Source organism: Acidovorax facilis (genome assembly GCF_023913775.1).
GTDB lineage: Bacteria > Pseudomonadota > Gammaproteobacteria > Burkholderiales > Burkholderiaceae_C > Acidovorax > Acidovorax facilis.
On record NZ_JAMXAX010000022.1, the window covers coordinates 1 to 21,730 of the forward strand.

Consider the following 21,730-nt stretch of genomic DNA (forward strand, 5'->3'; position numbering starts at 1 on the left):
GCACGGCGGGCGTGGTGCGGGCGTTCTTGTGCAGGGCTATCAACATGGCTTCACTCCCTGGGTGGATTGCAAGGACTCTATCAACTCCTTTAGAACCGCTCGCGCCATGAAGAGTGGATAGCGTTTGGAGTCTATGCAATCGTCCGGGATGTGACACCTAGGCAAAGGTCCAGCTTGAGCAGGGCGCGCACGAGACTTGGGTTGTCCAGCCCGGCGGCCTGGGCCAGCTCCTGTTCTGCCAGGGGACCCAGGTTTGACAGGAGCGTGCGCAGGAGGGTCGGACTGGTGCACTGGGGTGGCAACTGTTCGCCGACCTTGAACGGCCACGGACGGGTCGGCTGGCTTGGCTGCAAGGTTGGTTTCATCGCGATGCCGACGCGAGCTCACCACCAAGTGCCTGCACAAGATCAGGAACAAGGCGCTCGATCTCCCCCGTCGCAATCGCGAAATCGGCGTCGAACACCCCGCGATCGCCGACGCGGCCATCGAACACCGTATCGAGGTAGTCCACCTTTCGCAGCTGCAGCTTGTCCGTGAGGACCAACGAGACTCGATCGTCCCATTTGACATCCTCCCCGCCCTCAAGGACGGGGATTCCTACTGCTAGTCGGCGATGCCCCGCCGCGAGAATGTTCCTGGCAGCATTCACGTCGCGGTCGTGCGCCGCGCCGCAATTGCTGCAAGTCCATTCTCTTATTCGCAAACCCGCTCTACCTTTCGGACTGCTGGCGGGAATGCTCCCGCAGCACGAACAAGTCTGGGTCGTGTAACTCTCGTTCACTACCTCGAAGACGATACCGGCCTGCTGGCCCTTATATTCCAACATCGTCTTCAAACTGGCCCAGCCCGCATCCAGCGTGCTCTTGGCCATCTTGGTTTTGACCAGCCTGCCGCTGGCCACGTCGCCCACGAAGATGGCGGCGTTGTTCCGCACCAGGTCCGTGCTGAACTTGTGCAGCATGTCCTTGCGCTGGTTCTGGATCTTGGCGTGGATAGCCTTGACGCGCTGCTTCTTGCACGCCCGCTGGGCGATGCCGAGCTGGGCTTCGAGCTTGCGGTAGAAACGGCCCTCGATGCGCTCGCCCGTTGAGGCCACCGCAGTCTCTTTAAGGCCCAGATCGATGCCCACGCAGGCCGTGGCGGTGCTGGCCTGGGCATGCACCTTGACTACGACATTGAGATACCAGCGGCCTCTGCTGTCTTCGCTGAAAGAGCCGGCGCGCAGCTCGTAGCCAGCCAGGCCGTAGCTGTCCCACAGCGAGAACTTCTGACCCGCAAACACGATCTGGCCCACCTTGTACTGCAGGGCTCTAGCCTTGAATGGAACCCAGCCCAGGCTGAATTTGCTGCTCTGGTGGTTGGAGACGCGCCAGCGAAGTTTGGCCCGCTTGAACTGTTTGCGGGCCTTGGCATACTCCTCGCACACCTGCTGCACGGTGGGTGAGCCGATGAGCACGCCATCGCACTTGCTGAAGCCATTGGTCAGCTTCTGCAAGTCGTAGCCAGAGAGCCACTGGCGGCGCTCTCGGATGGCGCGGTGGCTGGTTTCGTTGCAAAAGTTCCAGACCTGATTGACATCGCGGGCCATCGCAGACAGCACGCGGGCGTGCTTGTCCTTGATGCGAAGACGCAAGGTCTTGGTGCAATTCATGTCGTGCATTCTCACCAGCCTATGGAACAAGTGCGCATATGGAGTCTGCGCTCTCAACCCCGGGCTAAACCCCGAGGCTTCCCGCGCGATTGGTGATCGCGAGTCTGGTTGGCACCTTGCCCGCCTGGATATGGCCTTGAATCTCCGCGATATCAAGGGCGTGGCGTGCATAGCGCACTGCCGACTTCGAATCGTCTGGCGTCTTTAGCTAACACTCGCGGTCCACGGTGAACGACGATGGAGGCTCGAAAGGCGACTTCGCAAGCGATGCCTCGATAGCAGAAAGCTCGAGGCACGAGTCGCCAGGCGCGACACGAAAAAGAACCAAGTTCTTGAACATACAGAAGGGACCCCGGTGCATTGCTGACATCGCAGCTAGTCGTTGTTAATTGTTATTCTAATTGTTATTTGTTCGCCCGTGAATTTGAGGCCTAAGAACCGGGTCTTTGGTTCAGGCATGAAAGGGAGGGTTGTACCGCCCAACGGGGCAGTACAACTCTCACTCAGAGTTCGCGCATGCCCTTTCGGAGAGGCGCAGGCGGACGTCGAGGCCTTGATTGGCCGGATACACGGTCGCATCCACGGATTCGTCGGGTGACATTTCCAGGAGGGCGCCGAAGTCCCAGTTGATGGGGGTGATGGAGCGGGCTGTGTCAATTTCCAGCTCAAGAAGGACGTAGAAACGCTCAATGCTGCTCATATGGCTCCGTTGGGGTGATCAAGGCGCAAAAGCGATTGCTTTTTGGACGCCCATTCGGTGCCATTTGCCGGAGCAGAACTGATAACCGGCGTCGAGCCGATCCGTGCCGATGATGGATAGAATTGTTACGTGCAGCAGCAAGACATGCCTGCGTCAAGTGCACCGTTCGCACCAATTCCACCCACCTGAAAGGACGAAATGACCACGCTCGTCATCGCAGAGAAGAACTCTGTTGCCGCAGACATTGCAAAGGCCCTGGGCGGCTTCAACCGGCGAGGGTCGGTCTTCGAGCGTCCGGACGTCCTCATTACGGGCGCAGTCGGGCATCTGGTAGAGCTTCATGTCCCGGCGGCGTCAGAAGCACCGCGGGGATTTGCGGGCCTCCCCCTCCTGCCAGAACGGTTCGACCTTCGGGTGATCGAGAAGACACAGGCGCAATTCGATGTGATTGCCAGCCTCATGAGGCGGCAGGATGTCACCACGGTGGTGAACGCCTGCGACGCCGGCCGCGAAGGGGAGCTCATCTTCCGCCTGATCCTCGAAAAGGCGAACTGTCGAAAGCCGGTGAAGCGCATGTGGTGCCAGTCGATGACCCAGGACGCGCTGCGCAGCGCCTTTCACGCCGCAAGACCTGGCGCAACGTTGGACAACCTTGCGGCCGCGGCGCGCAGCCGAAGCGAAGCCGACTGGCTGATCGGCATCAATGCCAGCCGTGCAGTGATGAGCACCCGGGAGCTCCAAAGTGGCATCCGTGAGTCCGCTTCTGCCGGGCGCGTGCAGACGCCAACGCTGGCCCTGGTGGTGGACCGCGAGCGGGAGATATCGCAATTCAAAGCACGTGACTTTTGGGAGCTTGTGGGCACCTTCGGCGCGCGCGCAGGCTCTTACAAGGGCAAGTGGCGTGTCACAGCGGCGGGCGACACCCCTGAGGAAGCGTCTAGCGACAAAGCCTCCGGCGAGAAAAATGGTTCGAGGCTCTTCGACAAATGGGCCGCCGAGGCCTTGCTGGCCCAATGCGCAGGTCGCCCAGTCGAGAAGGTCGATGAGGTGGTAAAGCCTGCTACACAGCATCCTCCACGGTTGTTTGACCTCACGACCCTGCAGCGGGAGGCCAACAAGCGCTTCAAGTTTCCCGTGCAGAAGACGCTGGACATCGCTCAAAGCTTGTACGAGCGCCACAAGATGACGACCTATCCTCGCACGGACAGCAGCGCGCTGCCCGAGGACTACCTGGATACCGCAAAAACGACCATGGAAGCTCTGCGGGCCACCCCATGGGGACATCTGGCCGAGAAGGCGTTGACCGGAGGCATGGTCCGGTTCAACAAGCGGATCTTCGACAACACCAAGATCAGCGACCACTTCGCAATTGTTCCAACCGGAGTGATCTCGGATCAGCTGTCGGACGATGAGAAGCGCATCTACGAACTGGTAGCCAGACGCTTCATCGCGGCATTTTTCCCCTCGGCGCAGTTCGTCAACACCGTACGCACAACGCTGGTCGCCGGCCAAACGTTCATCAGCAAAGGCCGCGTGCTCCAGAGCGCCGGATGGCTAGAGGTCCTGGACGAGCTTGGTGACGACGGGAAACCTGTCCATGCGGGCGAGACGTCTCTCTGCGCACTCAGCGACGGCGAGATTCCGCAGGTACAGGACCTCCAGCTGGTTGCTGGCAAGACAACCCCTCCCCTGCGCTACACCGAAGCCACTCTGCTCGGAGCCATGGAGACGGCGGGAAAGCTCGTCGACGATGAGGAACAGCGCGCGGCCATGAAGGACAAGGGCCTCGGGACGCCTGCGACACGCGCTGCGACCATCGAGGGATTGCTCGACGACGGGAAGAGCTATGGACGCACGAAGGAGCCCTATCTCCTCAGGACGAAGGGCTACTTGGCCCCCACGGAGAAGGCATGCAGCCTCATCGACCTGTTGCGAGGGTGTGGTGCGGGGTTTCTGGCCTCGGCACAGACCACTGGCGAGTGGGAGCACCGGCTCGCACTGGTCGAGAAGGGCCAGCTGCAGCGCGAGGCATTCATGGCCGCCCTGCGGGAGAACGCGAGCAACCTCGTTGACAAGCTGCAGGGAGCGGCGGTGGCCATGCCTGCCAAGGATGCTCCTTCGCTGGCGGCGCCCTGCCCCCAGTGCCGCGCCCATGTGCTGGCGCTGCCGGGAGTCTTCCGGTGCGCCTCTGGATGCGGCTACGAGCAGCGCCGGGAGATCGCCACGCGACGTCTATCCGATGAGGAGATGTCCCGGCTACTGAATGGAGAGGCCCTGGAACGGCTGCAAGGGTTCTACAGCCCGAAGAAGAACGCGAATTTCATCGCTGGACTGAAGCTCGATGGCAAAGCACTCACGTTTGTCTTTGACGCCGACTCCGCGGGTGGTACGGCCACTTGCCGTTGCCTCAAGTGCGGTGGGACCGCCTACATCAAGCCAGCTCTCGCGCAATGCCCCGGCTGCGGCTTGAAGGTCTGGCGCGAGATCTGCGGACGCACCCTCACGGACAACATGCTCCGCCAGCTCCTGGAGAAAGGCAGCATTGCGGCCGTGCGGGGTTTCGTCTCGCCAAGAACGAAGAACAAATTCGATGCTGGGTTGAAACTCGTGGCCGAAACAGGAAAGCTCGATTTTGTATGGCTCGATAGGAGCAAGGGATAGGCGCACAAGAACCTGCACGGCGATGGAACAGCACCGTGTTCCCTTCGCCGCATTGGATGAATGGATGCCTTGGCTTTCATGCCTTCCCAAATAACTCACCACGCAAACGTATTCGTCCACTCTCAGTAGGGCAAGCGTCCGCGCGCCGGGCCACCGCGCGGTTATCGGCGCCCAACTCGCAATTCCTGTCCATAGGGGGATGGTCCCTCAATTCATGGAAAGGTACGAAATATGAAGTTCTTCGAAGGCTTGAGCGTCCCGATCAAGGGACTCGTGGCTACGGTGGAAGGCAAGAACTATCTTCCCTGGCCAACCGGTCTTGCTCTCGCAGGCCGTCCCCGACACAGAATGGTCGCTTTCAACGGCTCCCCGTGGCTGAAATTCTTTGGCGGCGGGGTCGTTGCGGTGGAGGCTGACGGCCAGGTTGTGTACCTGCCGATCATGGACGCTAAGTATCGCGCAATACCTGCTGACCTGATCACCGCGCGTGACGTGAACGACTCGCAGAAGCGCGCGCTTGCCAAGACCCTGGCCATGTGCCACGGAATCGGCATGAGCCTTTACGGTGGTCACGGTGAAGACGTAGGTGCCTTCCTCGCGTCGCTCAACGTTCAACCCGGTAGCCACCTCGCAGCGGTCATGCCCCCTGTCGCGGAAAAGCCGGGCTCGAACAGCGAGTATGTGGAGTGGGCCGTCGCGTACTCTGCCGCCAGGATCGTGCATCCTGACTTTCGGTTCGAGGTGCTGTGTTCCGACGTTCCCAACCCGGAAAACGGGGTGATCGAACGGCTGCCGTACACACGCATCAACAACACGTACTCGGTCGCTGTGCAGGTCAGCTACACAGATGGCGAGCACCAGGTGGAACACGTCGAGTGGCTCCCCATCATGGGAGTCCAGATGGCCAAGGTAAAGGCCGGCGAGAAAAAGCTCGATCACCAGGCGCTCCTAGCGCCCACGGTGACGGACTGGAATCGCTCTATCATGCGCTGCCTCACCCGAGCCATTGCCGAGACCACCGGGTATGGCCTGGCGGTGTACGCGCAGGAGGACCTCGAGGCGCTGCACGGCAACGCAGAAGGCTCGGCCGGAGCGCGTACTGCGAAGCGGGGAAGTGCCAAATCGGCACCACCTGCCCAACAGGAAGCTCGGAGACCGGATGTGGCCTCCACATCTCGCAGCACGTCACCACACCAAACGGCATCCGCCGCTAGTCCCAGAGTGGGCAACCTTGCACAAGAAGTGATCGAGGCTATCCGACGTGCTGGCCGCGACTCTGATGCGGACAACCGCAAGCTGCTCGTTTGGCTGGGCGAACCTGAAGACACGGACATTACGTCCCTGTCCGAAGTGCAACACCAGCGAATCCTGAAGGTCGTTGCAAGGCAAGCCGAAGAAGCCGCGCGCAAGGTTCTGGCAAAGCTCAAGGAGACCGGAAAGGACAAGCCTGCCGACCGCCAGAAGCTGATGCAATGGTTGGGTGAAGATCCCACGGCCGACCTCGCCACAGTGCCAATCCCAAAGCTCGAGAAAGCGCTCAAGGCGCTCGATCCCACCCCGGTGCAGTGATGCACGTGCGTGAGGAGCGACCAGAAGCCCAGCCATTCATTTGGCTGGGCTTTTTTTTGCCCGCACGCTCATCAGCTGGCCAGGACGAAAAAAACCCGGCCATCGTCAGATGAACCGGGTTTGGGATGTGGCGTAGCGCTAGTGTGTCCAGCGTGATCTGCCGTACTTGCGGCCGAGGATGGTGATCCTGTCCTTCGCATCGATAGGCACCCGCTCAAGGCCGCCGCCAAACTTGAGCACATTGCAATGCCCACCGCCATCGCGTGCCGGCGCCGAGAAGCTCGACACATAGAACGTCCACTGCCCTACCCCGCCCTCGCGACCTTGGTGAAAGCCATGAAAGCTACGCACCTGCCAATTCCCCTTCCAGACCGGGGCGCTGATGCCATCGGTACCGACCTGGCGCACCAAGAGAATCGGCGGCGCATCCAGGCCCAAAGACAGCTGGAGCGTTGAGCTACCCATGGTGCACCTCACTCTTGGTCGCGCCCGTCTGCCGTAGTCCCATCGTGTCCTGGTCCTTGCGCACCAATCTTGATGATAAATCCCAACGCGTCGAAGTCATCAAGGCTCCTTATTCGCAGGTACAGCTCCTGTGGCAGCAGCGACCTCGCGTTCACCATGAACCGGGTGTGCAACCTGACGGCCGAGATCCCAGTGATCCACGTGTAGGCCATCAACATGGCAGCGAAGAGAAGCACTGGGTCGCGAACCTGGCCAAGATCCAGTGTGAGTGCACATACCGCCAGGCCAAGGCCGCCCGCAGTGCGAGCGACGGCTCTGCGCAGCGCAAGGCGCAGGCGCCGGCGCGCCGTCGCGTAGATGAAGAGAACCTCGACCTTCGCCTGCGCGGAACTGGGGACCATTTACCGACGCTCGTGTTCGGTTGAGTTGCTGTTGTTCAAAAGACATTTCAAAGTTACCTCCAGGGCAATCCGACATTGGATTCGTCCTGGTTTGCCGCTTCACGGGTGGTAACAACGAAAAAGGCGGGCCGAAGCCCGCCTTCCTTCCTTCAAGTCCCCCTACTGGCCAGCCGGTGGAAGGGCTGCAGGCGCCGGTTGAGTGAGCTGCGCGGTGGCCCCCAGGGTCGAAGTCACCGTGAGCTTCAGGTCCGTGGCCTTGCCATACCAGCCTTGCCGGACATAGGCGCTCTTGCTCTTCACGACCTGCTCGGTGCCGTCCACGCTGAAACGCCAGTCATACGACGCAATGTTGCCCGCTTCCACCATGCAGTCCGCCGTGTAGGTCGTCCCGGAGGTCGTCGCAGTGGATTTCACGTTACAGGTCGGTCCCGGCGCTGGCTTCATCACGATGGTCTCGGACGATTCACCGTAGTTACCCAGCTGCGTCAGCGTGCGAACCTTGATGTCGTAGTCGCCGGGGGACTCCACCTTGATGATCGCCGAGGACCCAGTGAACTCTCCTTGCTTGTTCCCGTTCACGATGAGCTCGTTCGTGGAAAAGCGGTCGCCCCGCGGAAGGCTCTCGATGCGATAGCTAACCGTGTATGCCCCCGGGGCATAGTATTTGGCCCCGCCGTATGGAGACACCACCGTCATGGCGCCGCCCACCTTGGGTGCTGGCAGCACTTCAATCTCGGCCGTCGTCACGTCGGTGATGTTGCCGCGAGAGTCGGCGACCCGGGCCAATGCCTGGTAGCGGCCAGGTTGAGTGATTTCCCAGGTGCCGTTCATGCCGCTGCCGGAGAGCTGCCTCATATTCTCAGGCAAGCTCCAGGTCACGGTGAGCGGCTCACCACGCAATTCGGAAGCCGTCCTGCCAACCATAGCCAGGTTGTAGCGCAGGGTCGCTGGCACGGTCTTTTCGTTCACCGTGACATCGATCTTCCAATCCGGCCATCCGTAGGACCAGGCGCTGATGGGAAACACCGACGTGGCAGTCACCTCGGGACGACCATCCACCCAGGTGAGGTAGCTCACGGCCGTCTGGCCAGGAGCGATGGACAGATCAATCTCCGTGCCCTCTACCCTGGACCCGTCGGGCAAGAGCCACGCGCCGCGCACAACATAGTTCTTCGTGGACGACGAAGACACCACATCGTTGATCTTCGCGGTGTACCGGTAGGTTTTCCCAGTCTCCACGACGCGCGGGCCGTCGATCGAAGCCCTGGCCGTGAGCGGCTGGACAGCCTTGAGGCCGAACACCTTGGACGTCCAGCTCCGTGGTTCATCGGGCGCAGTGGAGTCTTTCACCGACAACGTGACCGTGTAGTTCTGCGCAGCCTTCGGCGTGAACTGGAAGGTTTGTCCGGATCCTGCGCCAATCGCCGCGGCAGCATCAGACCCGAACGAAAGCGCCCACTTGTACACCGGCGATCCAAATCCTGTGACAACCGATTTCAGCTCAACTGGGGTATCTACGTTGGCCGCGGTAGGTCCGTCGATGACAATAGAACCACCAGAGTAGGCCAGTAGCTGCAGGGGCGGACTGGTGAAGTCTTGCTTCGAGTACTTGTTCCGGCTAAAGCCTCGCACCAGGTAGGTGCCAGGCTCGCTGAACCGGCTGTTCAGCGACTGACCAACGTAGGGCCGACCCTTGTCATCAAGCATGGGAGCCCATGTCGTCCCATTGTCCGACGACACCGACCACTGAATTGTCTCGGCCACCTTGTAGAGCTCGGGCTCTTCAAACGCTGCGGACACCTGCGCCGGAAAGGGAATGGCACCGGCTGCCGTCTTCGCGCTGACCTTGAACACCGGGGCGCGGCCGTCGTAGGTGGTGAGATAGAAGTCCTGCACCGTCGTGGTCTTGAAGTCCGACACAGCTCCGTTCGCATCGATCAGGTAGGCGATGGCCTTCATCCGGCGCTGGCCTGGCGTCAGCACGCCCAGATCCACAGAGAACTGCCCTTGCGCGTCAATGCCCACCCGATTCCCGTGTGGAGTCCCGCTGGCGGCGTCCACGACGGCAATCTCCCACTTCCCGTGCTTTTCTGGTGCGTACTCCAGGCGGGAGCCCACCGACTCTGCGAGCCGTCCGGTCACCACAGACGGGCTGAGGGTATGGCTCACAAGCTCTCGGTCCATGAACACCCGCGGGCCCATCGGGACGCCCATCACATCGAACGCGAGCGACACCTTGTGCTCAGGCGCACGGTCGTACCAAGCCTCTACCAAGACAGGTTTTGTTCCCAACGACTCGCTGATCCCTGCGGTCACGGCATAGGCGGCCGACTGGAACGAAGAGAGGAATTCCCGGGAGTTTTGACCAACGGCAACGCGCGTCCGAATGCCCTTGTGCGCACCAGTCACCCCAACATTGCCCACCAGCTGCTCCCCCCCCTCGGGCGAGACCTTCACCAGCTTTGTGGTCTCCGGCAGCGCCATCTGGGCATAGTAGGGGTTGTAGCTCACGTAAGGCGTGAATGCGAGCTTGATCGGCGCTGGCACAGTTCCCTCAATCGAGAACGACTTCGCGCCTTCTGCGGACGGATAGAACGCACTCCTCTTTGTGAGGGGGTTCGTGTAGATCACACCAGGCACGTACTGAAGCTGATTCGGCCCGACCGCAAGCGGCGGTCCCTGGAGGGCTGCGGGTGAGAACCGGTTCGGAGGAATGCCGGCCGTGTCCTTCCACTGTACTGCACAAACCACTGAGTCCATCTCGAAGAGACGGTCTGACTCGGAATAGGTGCGGAGCATGGAGCAGCTGTCGGCGCCGGCGCCGGAGAGCTTCACAGTCACGTCGACATCCTCGACCTTGACGGCCGCAGACGGTTTGCTCGCCGTCACCGCCACCCTGTCCTCGACGCGCCAGCGGTTGAGCGAAATCTCAAAGTTGTTTCCGTCAGGCGCCGTGTTGAACAGCTTGACCTTGCGGACCCCGGTCCCGGGGGTATCGTCGGACAGCAGCGCCGCCGCCGTTCCAGCCGTAAAGTCCACTGACGCGCCCTGGCCAGGCTCCACGCGCGTACCATTTATGACGAATGCCTTGTCGCTATCGTTCACCAGTTCCCGGCGCCCCTGCATCCCCGTGCCTTTCATCGTGTCCACCGAAGTGAGCTTGACGCCGGCGCCCGGGAAATCGACCACGTTGGGGAGGCTGGATGCCAAAGAGCGTACTGGACGCTGCAGCGAGAACGACTTTGTCTTCGTCAAGTTGCCCAAGGAGACGCTGAGCTTGTACTCGCCATCCCTCATCGCCTTGTACCCCGCCACACGCCACGCGCCCAGGCCCTTCGAGACGTTCAACTCGCTCAACAGGTCACCCTGCTTGCTCATCAGAGCGATACCCTGCGTACCAGAAGTGGGAGCCTCGATGCGGAATGCCCCGGCTGAGTTCGCATCGAGCTTGAGCTCCTTGACCCCCTCGCCCTCGTAGTTGAGGCTCAGGGCGACGATGTTGTATTGCCCAGATGCGAGCGACGACGTGTAGACGGCACCTTCCAGGCCAGTCATCCATTTCTCGCGTGCGACGGAAGTCTCGCTCTTGCCCGCCAACTTGGACGCCGTGAGCGACGGCCGGAACACCTTGGACAGCTTGATCTGAACCTCGTTGCCGCTCTCCTGGTGCTCGACGGTCATCGTCCCTGAAATCGCGGGCTTGTTCGAGTCCGAGAGGGCGTGGCCTCGGAGAACGAGTACGGGCGTCGAATCTGGGTTGACAACCGCGGCGCCGAGACCACAACCGTCCTGGCCGGAGATCTCGCAGAAGTTTGCCTCGGCCGCATAGAGCGAGGTGGCAGCCAACAGGAATGTGATGGGGAGTGCTTTTTTGTACATGGGAAGTCCTCCTCAGTTCAGAGGCTGTGCAAAGTCGATGGAGCCGCCCTGCAGCTGGATGCCAAACCGGCCAATGGAGTCCGTGAGCACGCCGTCGGATGCTGGCTTGCCGTTGTGAAGAATGGTCACATCCGTCGGCAACAGCCCGGCACGATTGATGGAGAAGCTGAACGACTGGCTTCGGTCGCCGTTTAGGAGCCCTCCAGCCTGGCCGACAGAAAACACCGCTGTATGGTTTCCGTCTGCAAGTCCGGATATGTCAATTGCCGCATGCCTATAGTCCGAACCAGCAGCTATTTGGAAGGCCACTGGTTGGGCGCCGCCGCCGTCGAATGCGACAGAAATCACGGCATCCCCAACGCACTGGAGCCACCGCGAGAGAGCGACCAGCTCAGCCTGCATGACGCCGTTCACAAGGGCATCCTCCACCCTCGGCGCAAAACACGCTGGAAGATGACCAGGGTCTTGGGCTTCAGGGGAAGTGGCGGTGTTGAGCTTCGCGGACACCCTGTAGCTGTACACCTGACCGCGAACTGGAGGAATGTCGTCCAGCTCGACGGAAGACTTTCCGGAGGAGATCAGCGTGGAATCGCGATAGACGTCGAACGTAAAGCCATCGCCGCCGTCGGCCGGCGCCAGCCAGCTGACACGGACCACCTCTTCGAGCGTGCCGTCCGTCGCCGCCAGCGAGCGAACGAGCTGTACAGGAAGCGAGAATGGTGCGCTCAGAAACTCGATGGGCTTGATCAGCGTGACGCCTTCCGGGGGCACAGCGCGTGCGACGGCGACCAATTGAGCCCGGTACAACCGCGAGTAGTCCAAGTCGCTTGCGCCCCATTCGCCGTTGCTCCCGACCGCGACAAAGCCAGACGCAGCCGCCCCATCGGCAACCGTGCGAATGCCTCCCAGGAATGGTCCATGAATTGCTGTATCGAAGCTTCCTCCCGCGTGGACTTGGGCGTTGACCGTTGGAGGTATTCCGACAGTGCCAGTGGCTGAAACCTGCATATCGGACGACGCCACCAAAACCGAAATGGTGTCGGCCCAGGTCTTGTTCTGCGAGGCGGCGTCCGGGTCGGCATATTTGACGCGGACGATCACACTCTGTGATGACCAAGCAGGCACCTCCGGTACGAGCTTCGATTCGACGAGACGGGCGGGGATGTCGACGCCAGCAGACGCTCCATTGAGGGGAATCCCCAGGTCGGCGTGGCCGCGGTCAATGAATTCGATGTCGGTTTTCAAATGCGAGAAGGCGCCGAGATCGACCTTGATGTTCGCGAATACTCCGTCGCGCCGGGCTGCGACGAACCCAGCCTTGCCTGCGCCGGCATCAAACGAGCCTACGGTCGGGGTCAGCGTCACAACGGGGTCCGGCAACTGCTGAAACGTGACGGACGAGGATGCGCATTGCACGGGGGTGAACAAGGAATTGCCGACGCGCGCGGCGAAGTTGATCTTGGACTCGCCGACGACGAGGTGATCGGCGACGGGGATCGTGGCCGTCCAGTTGGGCCCGTTCAGCGCCATTGGATAATCCTTGGCATCATCTTGGCCGCTGACTTCGCCCCAGGCCTTGACAATGGCTGTCTCGACCGACACTGGGCCTTGCAGGCTCACTGTTACCGTCCCGTTGGCGTTGTATGTCGTGGCCACACTGGGAGATACACCTCCGCAAGTTGGAGGGCCGACCACTTCAACGCTTGCGGCAGCCGATGCGACACCATATGGAACTCCAGCTTTCCAGAAGATGCGGCGCAGCTGGTAGACGCCTGGAGTGGTTGGAGCTGTGGCCGTGAGCGAGGTCGTGGTGTTGCTACCCGTGGCAATCGACCCGCTGAACGCAGCGAAGCCTGCGCCCCAGACACTCGTGTCGCCGGGCGAGTCCGGTCCAGTGCCGTGAGACCCCCCTGACCACGTCTCCGACCCCGTGTTTCTCCAGATCTGCGAGTAGGAAAATGACTGGCCTGTGCCAATCTTTGCAGGAATGCCAGATTGGGACACGAACACGGGAGCGATCTTGGGCCGGATGTTGCCGGCGTCCAGCGCACTCCATGCCGACGAACCAAGGGCGCTTTCGGCACGAACCTGGAACTCAAAGATGCTTTCATCTGTGACACCCGTCCAGTCGTACGAGGCCGCCGTAGGAGTCGCCAGATCCGTCCAGCCTGGCGTGCCCTTCTTCCGGTACTGCAAGCGGTAGCTACTGGCGCCAGCAACCGCGCCCCACGTCGTGTTGATGGAACTAGCGTTGGTGCCATCAGTTGCGAACAAGCCGACTGGAGAGGCCAGGCTGGCTGTACACGTGGGCGCGCTCACGGACCAGGTTCCGGCGGAACACGTCGCGGTAGCGGTGCCGGTGGCGCCAGCGGCGGCATTGGTCAGGCTCTGGCTAGCGCCATTGCTCGCTGCCGCAGTGTTGGCAGTACAAATGTTGCCCGTGCCCCATCCCAGGGGCGCGGCAGAGCAGCCGGGATCCACGTACTTGTCCACCACGTAGGTTTCACCATCCGTGTGGTTGTACTGCCGTGACGCTCCACCAATTTGCTCTCGGCATAATGTCGGTGCAGAAGAAACGTACACGCACATGGAATCGGAGCCATTGTTCTTGATAGAGACAATAGTCACCTGCGTGAAGTTCGAGGTGTCAGTAACCCCCGGCAAAATCGATGGCACGGACTTAACCCAGGTCCCACTGAGCGTTTTGATCTCAAGGCCAATTGATCTGCCTGATGTCGAATTGTTCTTGACCGTGATTGGTGCGGCTAGGGCGGCAGACGTGGCCAGGAACGCCAGTGCCGCAAGAAATGCTTTCTTGGTACTCATGAATTATTTCCAAGTCTTGAGGGATTTGCTGTTTCAGGTACGCAGGCAACTAGAGGATTGGTGAGCTCCCCTTGGACGAGGCCCCGCCCGTGTCAAGCAGCTTCAACGCTGCGTCCATCTTTTTGGAGGTCGAGGAACCCGGAGCTGCTACGGCGCCCGATACAGACCCGCCGGAAAAGCCAGTGGTTGTCGTTGCCTGCGCTGTGCCCTGACCCTGGATCCCCATGTCGATCGTGGCCGCACCGGGAAGGCCTCCTCCGACGCTCCCTGCCAGGCCGGGGACCGCACCGCTTACGGCGCCAAAGGACGTGGTCCCACTCCCAAGTCCGCCGCCCGCTTGCCCTGGTGCAGGTGAGAACGGTGCAGCACCACCATGATCAACTTGGGGAGCGCCATAGTTGGCAAGCGGCTGCGAGCTTCCGGCAGTGCCAGCGGACGCCCCGCTCGAGGGCGATGCAGGCGCAGGACTAGGGGTGCCGCCGGTGGCCGAGTTCCACGCTTCGGTTCCATGCTGCATCAGGCTCTTGCCTGTGGTCTGCTCCGAGATGAAGTTGGCCACCTCAATCCCCGTGATTGCCCATCCCACTCCCGGCAGGATCCTGCCGGCGAGTCCCGCGGCCCGAAGCGCATGGCGCGCAGCAGGATTGGCAGCTGCCTCGGTAAGAGACGCAGCTATCGACCCGAGCGACCTCGCGCCGTGGTTTGCGATATCAGCGACGGCACCACGCATCCGGCCTTTACCCATCCCTGCTGCGGCTCCGAGCTTCTCAAGTGCGGCTGCAGCTGCTGCCGGAGAGCTCCGCACTGCGGCGACTGCGGCGCCGGTCGCTGTGACGGCGCCTCGGATGGCACTTGCGGCCTGGGCGCCAACGATCGCGCCCGCTGCGACGCCGGCGCCGACCCCCAGAGCATCAATCTGCCCGTCGGACATCCCCATTGCCTTGAGAGCGCCGCGGGCTTCACCCACAGTGGTCTTCGCCAGATCTCCAAGCTTGGAAATCGCAGCTCCCAGCGAAGCGTTCTTCGGATCAACGCCGCCAATCGTGGCAAGCGCTTTGGCGTATGCACCTTCCACCCCTGCGGCGTTTAGCGTGCCAGCGGCCGATTTGCCTTGCGCAATGGCTCCCTCTGCTTTCGCTCTCTCGGTCGCAAAGGCGGCGGGGGCCTGCTCTTGAGCTGTCGCCACGCGCTCCTGCGCCTGCTGCGCGGCGACTCCTGCTGCCGCAGCTACTGGCTGCTGCTCGCCAACCCGGCGATTTCCCTCGTCGGCAATGGCCCCCTGACTTGCCTGCAGTTGCGCCGAGAGCGCCTTCACTGCGGCCCCGTCGTTCATGATCGCCGCTGCACCAATGGCGCCCTTGAGTGCATCGGGTCCACCTTGGGCCATCATCCCACCAAGCGCATTCGAGACTGCGGCGGCATAGCCATTGATTGGCCCCAAGGCCGCCCCGAGAGAGCCTAGCTTGGCGGACTCTTGGTCCACCCTGCCGAGGATGCCCATGACGTCGTTGGCATCCATGCCTGCGGCACGCAGCTTCCCCATGAGGGACTCCCGCATCGCGAAGCTCGTGCCCTTGCCGAATGTCGTGTTTCCGCCTCCGAAGAGGACGTCTGCGGGGAGGCGGGCAGCAATGGCCGTAAAGGATGGCGTCTTGTACTGGGATGCACCGCTGAACTCCGTCGATGAGGTGCCGCCATGCGAACCGGACTCACCGGCAGAGCGTCGCTGCGACTCAGTAGTTCCCGCCGAGTTGTCTAGTCCTGTACGGTTAGAGCCAGACGTGGTGATGCTTCCACCGGATTCAAAGCGAGCACCTGTCTCCTGGCGAGCGCCATTTCCTCTCTGAAGCGAAGCGGAGGTCCGGTCACCTCGCGATTGCTCGCTTGCAAGCTCCGCGCCGGCCGATCCACCCAGCCCTGCGCTCAAGGCTGGTAGTTTCGATCCTGTACCAGAGCCCTTCTTTGTAGCACCCCCGGCTCCATTCTGCGGGCCATCCGGCTGCCTTCCTCCTTGGGCAACAACGCCAGCCTTTGCATCTAAGCTTGCACGTGCCGAGCTTCGAGCGGCTTCGGTTGTACCAAGGCTGGCTTCAGAACCTTGATTTGCCTGAATGGTCTGCGCAGTACCGGATGACATCCCAGTCCCGCCGGTTCTTGATGTGCCCACTTCTGTACCGCTGCCTGTCGACGAAGTGGTCTTCACCCCGACATCTGCACTTCGGGCGCCTTCCACGCCGCCCTGGTTCTGAAATCCGGTCGTCTGGCCCGCCTTGTTGGTCTCGCCGAAGGTCATCCCACCCTGATTCAGCAGCGCCGCGTTCATCATGGCCTGTTGGGCACCAGTTCCAATCATCTGATGAGCCGCGTGTAGTGCTTCGGCGTTGCCGGAGTACCGGCCATGTGCCACTTGGGCCTTCGCAAATGCGTCCGAGCCATCCTTTGGCCCGGAGGTGCCACCGCCACCAGCGGCGGCCGGGGCGCCTCCAAACATCTTGGATGCGCCCATACCGCCCAGGATGGCCACCAGCGCGAAGGGTCCTGCGCTGACCATTGTCGCGGCAGTGTCCATAGCAGCGACGATCTGCTCGGTCATCGCTGAGAACTCGAACATGCACAGTCCACCGCCGGTGCACGCGGACCTGGTGGGGTCCGTGAGCATTTCGGCGTATGCCTTCATGATGTTCTCCAGGTTCGACCCAAAGTAGTTGTCTGCGATCGCGAACACTACGAAGGGGCAGGCCGCGAAGATCATGTACATGAGGTACATGGGAAGTGCCTTGAGCATCCACATGACATTCATCGTGGCGATCATGAGCATGAAGGGGGAGATCGCGATGAGCGTGACCATGGCAAGGTTGGTGACGCTGGCGGCCGTGGTGCGGGTGTAGTCCGCTGCCACCACCTTGTCGTAGAGACCCATGAACTTGTTGCACACCGCGATCGAGCGGTCATCATCGTTCGTGTATCCCCGGGAAAGGGCACCGGTGCTGCCGCGGCCGTTCATGACACACGATGCAACGATGCTGCTCTTGAACTTGTCGGCAAGCGTGGTGCCGAAGTCAGTGCTTGCCCGGAAGAGGCGGGCCACGTTCTTGTTGAGCTGGTCCTCGCAGTTTCCGGTCTTGCAACCCGCGAGCACGAAGGGACTATCGCGCAACGTGCCAACGATGTTCTCGCATGCCGTTGCGCAGGTCACCAGCGGGAACGAGCCATCGGCGTTCACATAGGCGCCAGATTCAGCCCTGAAGGTGTCCGCGCCTACCCAGATGATCTCGTAGCCGGAATTCACGCCTTCGCCGCAGAAGTTTTCCCACTCCCCGACGACGTTGCCCGAGCGATAGAGCTTGTTGGATTCGGGCAGCGGCTTCTTGGTGCACATCCGATTGAATCGCTGGATGTTCGATGCCCACATATCGTCTCGCGTGACGTTTGAGTTGACGATGAAGTACAAGGCCTTCATAGCACTGCGCATGATGCTGCAACCCTGAGCCGCCGTCGCGCCAGCTCGGTTCTCATCGTCACAGAACTCGACCTCTGAGAACCAGGCCGGTCGCATCGCGATGCTTATTCGATTCCCCACTGAGTAGCCGAGCGTCGTGGCGACCGAGATCGGCATGGCAAGCCCAATCGGCACATCGTCGATGAGCTGCGGCGCAGCAAACCCGTCCACCGATTCCACGTTGACTGTGGTTTTAGGCACCAAGATGCAGGAGACCACGACGAACTGAAGCAGTAGCTTGTCCAGGCGGAACTGCCGCTCGAGGACGCCCACGGTGATGGTGGCGAGGATCGCGATCACCATGCCCGCCTTGACCATCGTTGCGATGTAGTCGTCCTGGCCGAAGAACATGGCCACGGCGCGAAACGCATTCGCGACAAACGCGGTGTCGCCCAGGGTGTAGACGGAGAAGCTCATTGCCGCTGGCCTCCATCATTCATCTGCTGCAGCCGGTCGATGTCGCTCACCATCTTTGCGATCTCGCCCGAGGTGTCGTACTCAACCGCAGCCTTCAGGTAGGGTGCCGTCTGCTGCTCCACGGCCACAGCGCGGCTGCGCAGGAGGTCGATCTGGTGAAGCGCCGATTGGTCCCGCGTGTCGTTGAGGGTCCGGGCCATCACTTGACGGATGCTGTTGGCAAGCTGGAACCGTAGGTGGATCGTCACCCCTCGGGCGTACTTCAGCGCGATGGTGGTCGCGAAGCCAGCGCCACCGGCTCGATTTGCTTCCTTCACCATGTGCAGGATGTTGCCGGGCATCACGCGGGCTATGGCCTGCGCCTCGGGCGTCATGCCGCTGCCGCCACCATAGAGGGCAGAGTGGACGATGGAACCCGGGAGGATGGAGCTGATCGTGGTTACGTCCTCAGTTCCAAACAATGCGCGGTTGACCATTGCCGCGACGCCCGGCCACTCCGCGTGCGTGAGCGAGCTCTTGCTCAGCTTGATGCAGCTGGTGGAAATGTCGCTGCAGCTCCAGACCTCGAGTCCAGTGCTGCTGGTCGCCGTTTTCGGTTCCAGCAGTTCATCGATAGTGATGGTTGGGGCCGCGTAGGGAATCGAATTGAGGCAGCGCAGCTCGGAGGAGCCCGTTCCGCAGGGCTCGCTTGCCCGACTTGGATTGAGGTCCGAGTCTGCAGACGGGAAGACGTATGTCCCATACAGGGACAGCAGGAGCATCGTGGCCTGGGCATCGGACATGTAGCCGCGCAAGACGTTGGCGTGCTGATCGTTGTTCTTGAAGGCCTGGAAGACGATGTTCCCGGTCATCTTGACCGGTGCGTTGTCGCCTGTCGCAATCGCCTTGGCCTGCTCTTTCTGGGTGGTGGCGCTCGCTTTCGCCCGGCCCGCGAGGGCATCCGAGGTTTGACTCCAGGCGTTTGACGCGTGGGTCATGACGTTGTGCCACCGCGTGCTGAGCGCCTCGCGGTCCGAGGAATCCTTGTCGAACATCGCGTTCGCGATGGCGCAGGTGTTCTGGGCCATGGCGTTAATCTCGCGGATTGCGGCCTCAAGCTCAGAGAGGATGGCGTCGCAGCTGTCGCACATTCCCTTGATGGCGGCCCTGAGGGCAAACGCTGGCGCCACCGCGATGATGGAGCGGATCAGCTGCTGGAACTGTTCGCCATTGATGAAGCTAAAGCTTCCGAAGAACGCATCGATCCCGCCACAGCCTGCATCGATCTTTGGCCGGGAAAACTGGATGACTGTGAAGTTCTGCGTGATCGGTCGGACCGAAACTTGCCCTCCGTAGAACCCATTGGCGCGCAGCGTGCTTACTGCCTGGGGATCTGTCACTGAGGACATGTACATCCCGCGAACGGCCTCTTTGAGGCCAGCATTTGCGGGCATGGAGGTCACGGCCATTGTGCTGGCGAGGACGGCGGAGACGAGGCGTATCGCCAGCTTGCGGGTTTTTTGAGTCATCTGAAGTGCCTTGAAACACATGCCCGCTTTTGTTTTGCAACAAAACAAAAGCAACAATTAGACTTTTGGCATGATTTGTTACATACTAGCGCCGCCAAAACAAATTGGCAAGTCAAACCAATTCGTAGGAGTTAGATATGCAAAGTACGTGGATGAGCGCGGCCCGGGCGCGCGCAAAGGTTGTTTTCGGCCCCCTGAGCAGCGCAGTCATGAAGCCCGGTCGGGCAGTCGTTGTGCTGGCGCTCGCTCAGGGCGCGGCCACTGTGGCGCACGCCGGAGCCGGTGGCACCGAGTTCCAGACGGTCTATGACCAAATCTCGGGCTGGACCAACGGTGTGCTGGGCAAAACCCTGGCCATTTCCAGCCTGCTGGTGGGTTTGGGCATCGGCGTGATCAAGCAGTCGGTCATGGCCGCTGTGGTCGGCGTGTCCATGGCACTCGTGGCGGGCTTCGGCCCCGGCGCGATCGATGGGGTGATCACGGTGGGCCATTCCATCGTTGTGCCGATCTGAGGCGCGCTCCACGCCTACCCTCCTCCCCAGGGGCGCTTCGGCGCCCCATTTTGTTTCCCGGAACCAATATGTACAAATTCCAATGCTTCTTCGCTGTACCGCTCTTCTTGGCCGCCGGGCTGTGCCAGGCACAGGCAATCGATCGGCTAACCATGGGGCACACACCGGAGTCGGAGGCCGTTCGAACCATGCAAGGCATCGTGGCCGCAGTGGGGGACGGCGCCCGGGTCGAGCTCCGACCTGGCGGCGACTATGGCACGCAGGCCGTGGTTGTGCGGGCCTTTGCCCTGCCCCTCGGGGAACTGCAGGCGAACGTGGCCATGATTGCGACGACGGGTGGAAAGGCCACGTATGCAAGGTATGTGATACGTCGAGAACACCTCCCTGCCGCACTCAAATTGCTGCAAGGTCGCTGGCCAGCCCACGTGAAAGTTGCATCGGACGAGGCCGGTGTCAACGACGTGTTCTTCGTTTCACCGCTGAATGCGGCTTGGGTGCATCTCGGGACGGGTTCCGGGTATTTTGGAGAGGTGGTCATCACCACGCATGCCAAGCTGCGCGACATCCTGGCGGCACAGAATCGAATCGACGACTGGTGGCCGGAAATCGAGGACGCCATTGCCAAATCGGCCCGTTCGTCGAGCAAGCGATAGGGACGCTTGCCCCAACCTTCAGCGCCTTGGCACGTCCCCAAAGAAGTGCGGTAAAATGCTTAGGAGTCGAGAGCGCTGTCGATAACGGTGCGTTGGGCGATTGTTCCACTCGGCTTACCATTTCATACGGGCTGCGACTTCGCAGCCCGTTTTCGTTTCCGAGGAGTCCCGTGCATCTACTGTATCTTGACGAGTCGGGTCACCCACATGACCCCAGCACCCAGTTCTTCGTCTTGGCAGGCGTTGCTGTGTTCGAGCGGTCGACGCACTGGGTTGAATCGCGCATCAATCCGATCGCTGCGCGCTTCAGTCCACATGACCCGTCCGCCATCGAGTTCCACGGCTCGCCGATGTACTCGGCGAGGGACGACTGGTCGGGAGTGCCCCCAGCTGACCGCGTGCAGGCCCTGGTAGATGTCCTGTCGTTGCTCGGCAACGCGCAACTCCAGCTCAGAGTTTTTGCGTCCGTGATCGAGAAGTCGACGCTGCCCCAGGACCAGATTCTTGAGCGCTCCTTTGAAGCTGTCGCGCACCAGTTTGACCAATACCTCGCCGACATGTGGACAAGACGCAGAGATCCACAACGTGGGCTTGTGGTATGCGACAAGGCATCCTACGAGCAGAAGCTACAGGCGCTTTCTTCCTTGTTTAAGCACGAGGGGCATGCGCTGGGACGGCTGCGCAACTTTGCAGAAGTCCCTCTATTCCTTGATTCCAAGGCATCGCGACTCATTCAGCTGGCTGATCTAGTTGCGTACTGGATCTTCCGCTACTACCAGTCGAAGGATTCGCGTGGTTTTCAGCTTATTGAGCCCTCCATTCTTCGGAGGGGTAACCTGCGAGTTGGCTTGACGGCCTCCGTGACCCCCGCCACAGAGCAGGAGTTGGCGCGGATCCAGCCTCACAAGTATCCTTTCCCGAACCCGACGGTCTGAGTTGCAGCTACCACATGCCGCGCCCTCGCATGCTGAGCGTGCATCGTGGGCAAG

Annotated in this window: 13 protein-coding genes and 1 pseudogene; 6 read left to right on the forward strand and 8 right to left on the reverse strand. The window is 61.3% G+C overall.

Annotated elements, in window-relative coordinates; translation table 11 throughout:
- Positions 1–361 precede the first annotated feature (361 nt).
- The 3 genes and pseudogenes from NFX52_RS09345 to NFX52_RS09355 form a co-directional block, all read right to left on the reverse strand.
- Complete coding sequence (locus NFX52_RS09345; protein WP_082437531.1) at positions 362–1,651, reverse strand: RNA-guided endonuclease TnpB family protein; 1,290 nt, start codon at positions 1,649–1,651, stop codon at positions 362–364.
- A 64-nt stretch (positions 1,652–1,715) separates the two neighbouring features.
- A pseudogene (gene rdgC, locus NFX52_RS09350) lies at positions 1,716–1,847 on the reverse strand (recombination-associated protein RdgC); the annotation flags it as partial.
- Between the two features lie 303 nt (positions 1,848–2,150).
- A complete protein-coding gene (locus NFX52_RS09355; protein WP_252635613.1) occupies positions 2,151–2,351 on the reverse strand; it encodes a hypothetical protein in 201 nt (66 codons plus the stop codon).
- Between the two features lie 198 nt (positions 2,352–2,549).
- Between NFX52_RS09355 and NFX52_RS09360 the strand changes: the two genes are divergently transcribed.
- Together NFX52_RS09360 and NFX52_RS09365 are read left to right on the forward strand one after the other, a co-directional pair.
- Positions 2,550–5,012, forward strand: coding sequence for a DNA topoisomerase (locus NFX52_RS09360; RefSeq protein ID WP_055400119.1), 2,463 nt, complete (start codon positions 2,550–2,552; stop codon positions 5,010–5,012).
- Between the two features lie 231 nt (positions 5,013–5,243).
- On the forward strand, positions 5,244–6,581 hold the full coding sequence (locus tag NFX52_RS09365; protein ID WP_055400117.1) for a Sak single strand annealing protein: 1,338 nt from the start codon (positions 5,244–5,246) through the stop codon (positions 6,579–6,581).
- A 138-nt stretch (positions 6,582–6,719) separates the two neighbouring features.
- Here the strand turns inward: NFX52_RS09365 and NFX52_RS09370 are convergent, their stop codons facing one another.
- Positions 6,720–7,046, reverse strand: coding sequence for a hypothetical protein (locus NFX52_RS09370; protein WP_156358794.1), 327 nt, complete (start codon positions 7,044–7,046; stop codon positions 6,720–6,722).
- 56 nt (positions 7,047–7,102) lie between these two features.
- Between NFX52_RS09370 and NFX52_RS09375 the strand changes: the two genes are divergently transcribed.
- Complete coding sequence (locus tag NFX52_RS09375) at positions 7,103–7,471, forward strand: hypothetical protein (protein ID WP_156358793.1); 369 nt, start codon at positions 7,103–7,105, stop codon at positions 7,469–7,471.
- A 135-nt stretch (positions 7,472–7,606) separates the two neighbouring features.
- On the opposite strand, the gene NFX52_RS09380 is transcribed toward NFX52_RS09375, so the two are convergent.
- Genes NFX52_RS09380 through NFX52_RS09395 form a run of 4 tightly spaced genes read right to left on the reverse strand, consistent with a single transcriptional unit; the run spans position 7,607 to position 19,576 of the window.
- A complete protein-coding gene (locus NFX52_RS09380) occupies positions 7,607–11,326 on the reverse strand; it encodes a hypothetical protein (RefSeq protein WP_055400111.1) in 3,720 nt (1,239 codons plus the stop codon).
- A gap of 12 nt (positions 11,327–11,338) precedes the next feature.
- Positions 11,339–14,152, reverse strand: coding sequence for a fibronectin type III domain-containing protein (locus NFX52_RS09385; protein WP_252635614.1), 2,814 nt, complete (start codon positions 14,150–14,152; stop codon positions 11,339–11,341).
- Positions 14,153–14,201: 49 nt separating this feature from the next.
- On the reverse strand, positions 14,202–18,068 hold the full coding sequence (locus NFX52_RS09390; protein WP_055400102.1) for a conjugal transfer protein TraG N-terminal domain-containing protein: 3,867 nt from the start codon (positions 18,066–18,068) through the stop codon (positions 14,202–14,204).
- Positions 18,065–19,576: a conjugal transfer protein TraH gene (locus NFX52_RS09395; protein ID WP_162239781.1), complete on the reverse strand. Its 1,512-nt coding sequence runs from the start codon at positions 19,574–19,576 to the stop codon at positions 18,065–18,067. Before NFX52_RS09395 ends, NFX52_RS09390 begins: the two co-directional genes overlap by 4 nt.
- A gap of 209 nt (positions 19,577–19,785) precedes the next feature.
- On the opposite strand from NFX52_RS09395, the gene traA reads away from it, so the two are divergent.
- From traA to NFX52_RS09410, 3 genes are all read left to right on the forward strand, one after another.
- A complete protein-coding gene (gene traA, locus NFX52_RS09400) occupies positions 19,786–20,088 on the forward strand; it encodes a TraA family conjugative transfer protein (RefSeq protein WP_055400127.1) in 303 nt (100 codons plus the stop codon).
- A gap of 68 nt (positions 20,089–20,156) precedes the next feature.
- Complete coding sequence (locus tag NFX52_RS09405; RefSeq protein ID WP_055400098.1) at positions 20,157–20,741, forward strand: hypothetical protein; 585 nt, start codon at positions 20,157–20,159, stop codon at positions 20,739–20,741.
- Between the two features lie 170 nt (positions 20,742–20,911).
- On the forward strand, positions 20,912–21,676 hold the full coding sequence (locus NFX52_RS09410; RefSeq protein WP_055400096.1) for a DUF3800 domain-containing protein: 765 nt from the start codon (positions 20,912–20,914) through the stop codon (positions 21,674–21,676).
- Positions 21,677–21,730 lie beyond the last annotated feature (54 nt).

Coding starts and splice junctions, on each gene's coding strand:
- NFX52_RS09370 (WP_156358794.1), bottom strand. CDS start 7,046: ATGGGTAGCTCAACGCTCCAGCTGTCTTTGGGCCTGGATGCGCCGCCG.
- NFX52_RS09365 (WP_055400117.1), top strand. CDS start 5,244: ATGAAGTTCTTCGAAGGCTTGAGCGTCCCGATCAAGGGACTCGTGGCT.
- NFX52_RS09395 (WP_162239781.1), bottom strand. CDS start 19,576: ATGACTCAAAAAACCCGCAAGCTGGCGATACGCCTCGTCTCCGCCGTC.
- NFX52_RS09390 (WP_055400102.1), bottom strand. CDS start 18,068: ATGAGCTTCTCCGTCTACACCCTGGGCGACACCGCGTTTGTCGCGAAT.
- NFX52_RS09385 (WP_252635614.1), bottom strand. CDS start 14,152: ATGAGTACCAAGAAAGCATTTCTTGCGGCACTGGCGTTCCTGGCCACG.
- traA (WP_055400127.1), top strand. CDS start 19,786: ATGAAGCCCGGTCGGGCAGTCGTTGTGCTGGCGCTCGCTCAGGGCGCG.
- NFX52_RS09345 (WP_082437531.1), bottom strand. CDS start 1,651: ATGAATTGCACCAAGACCTTGCGTCTTCGCATCAAGGACAAGCACGCC.
- NFX52_RS09405 (WP_055400098.1), top strand. CDS start 20,157: ATGTACAAATTCCAATGCTTCTTCGCTGTACCGCTCTTCTTGGCCGCC.
- NFX52_RS09360 (WP_055400119.1), top strand. CDS start 2,550: ATGACCACGCTCGTCATCGCAGAGAAGAACTCTGTTGCCGCAGACATT.
- NFX52_RS09380 (WP_055400111.1), bottom strand. CDS start 11,326: ATGTACAAAAAAGCACTCCCCATCACATTCCTGTTGGCTGCCACCTCG.
- NFX52_RS09355 (WP_252635613.1), bottom strand. CDS start 2,351: ATGAGCAGCATTGAGCGTTTCTACGTCCTTCTTGAGCTGGAAATTGAC.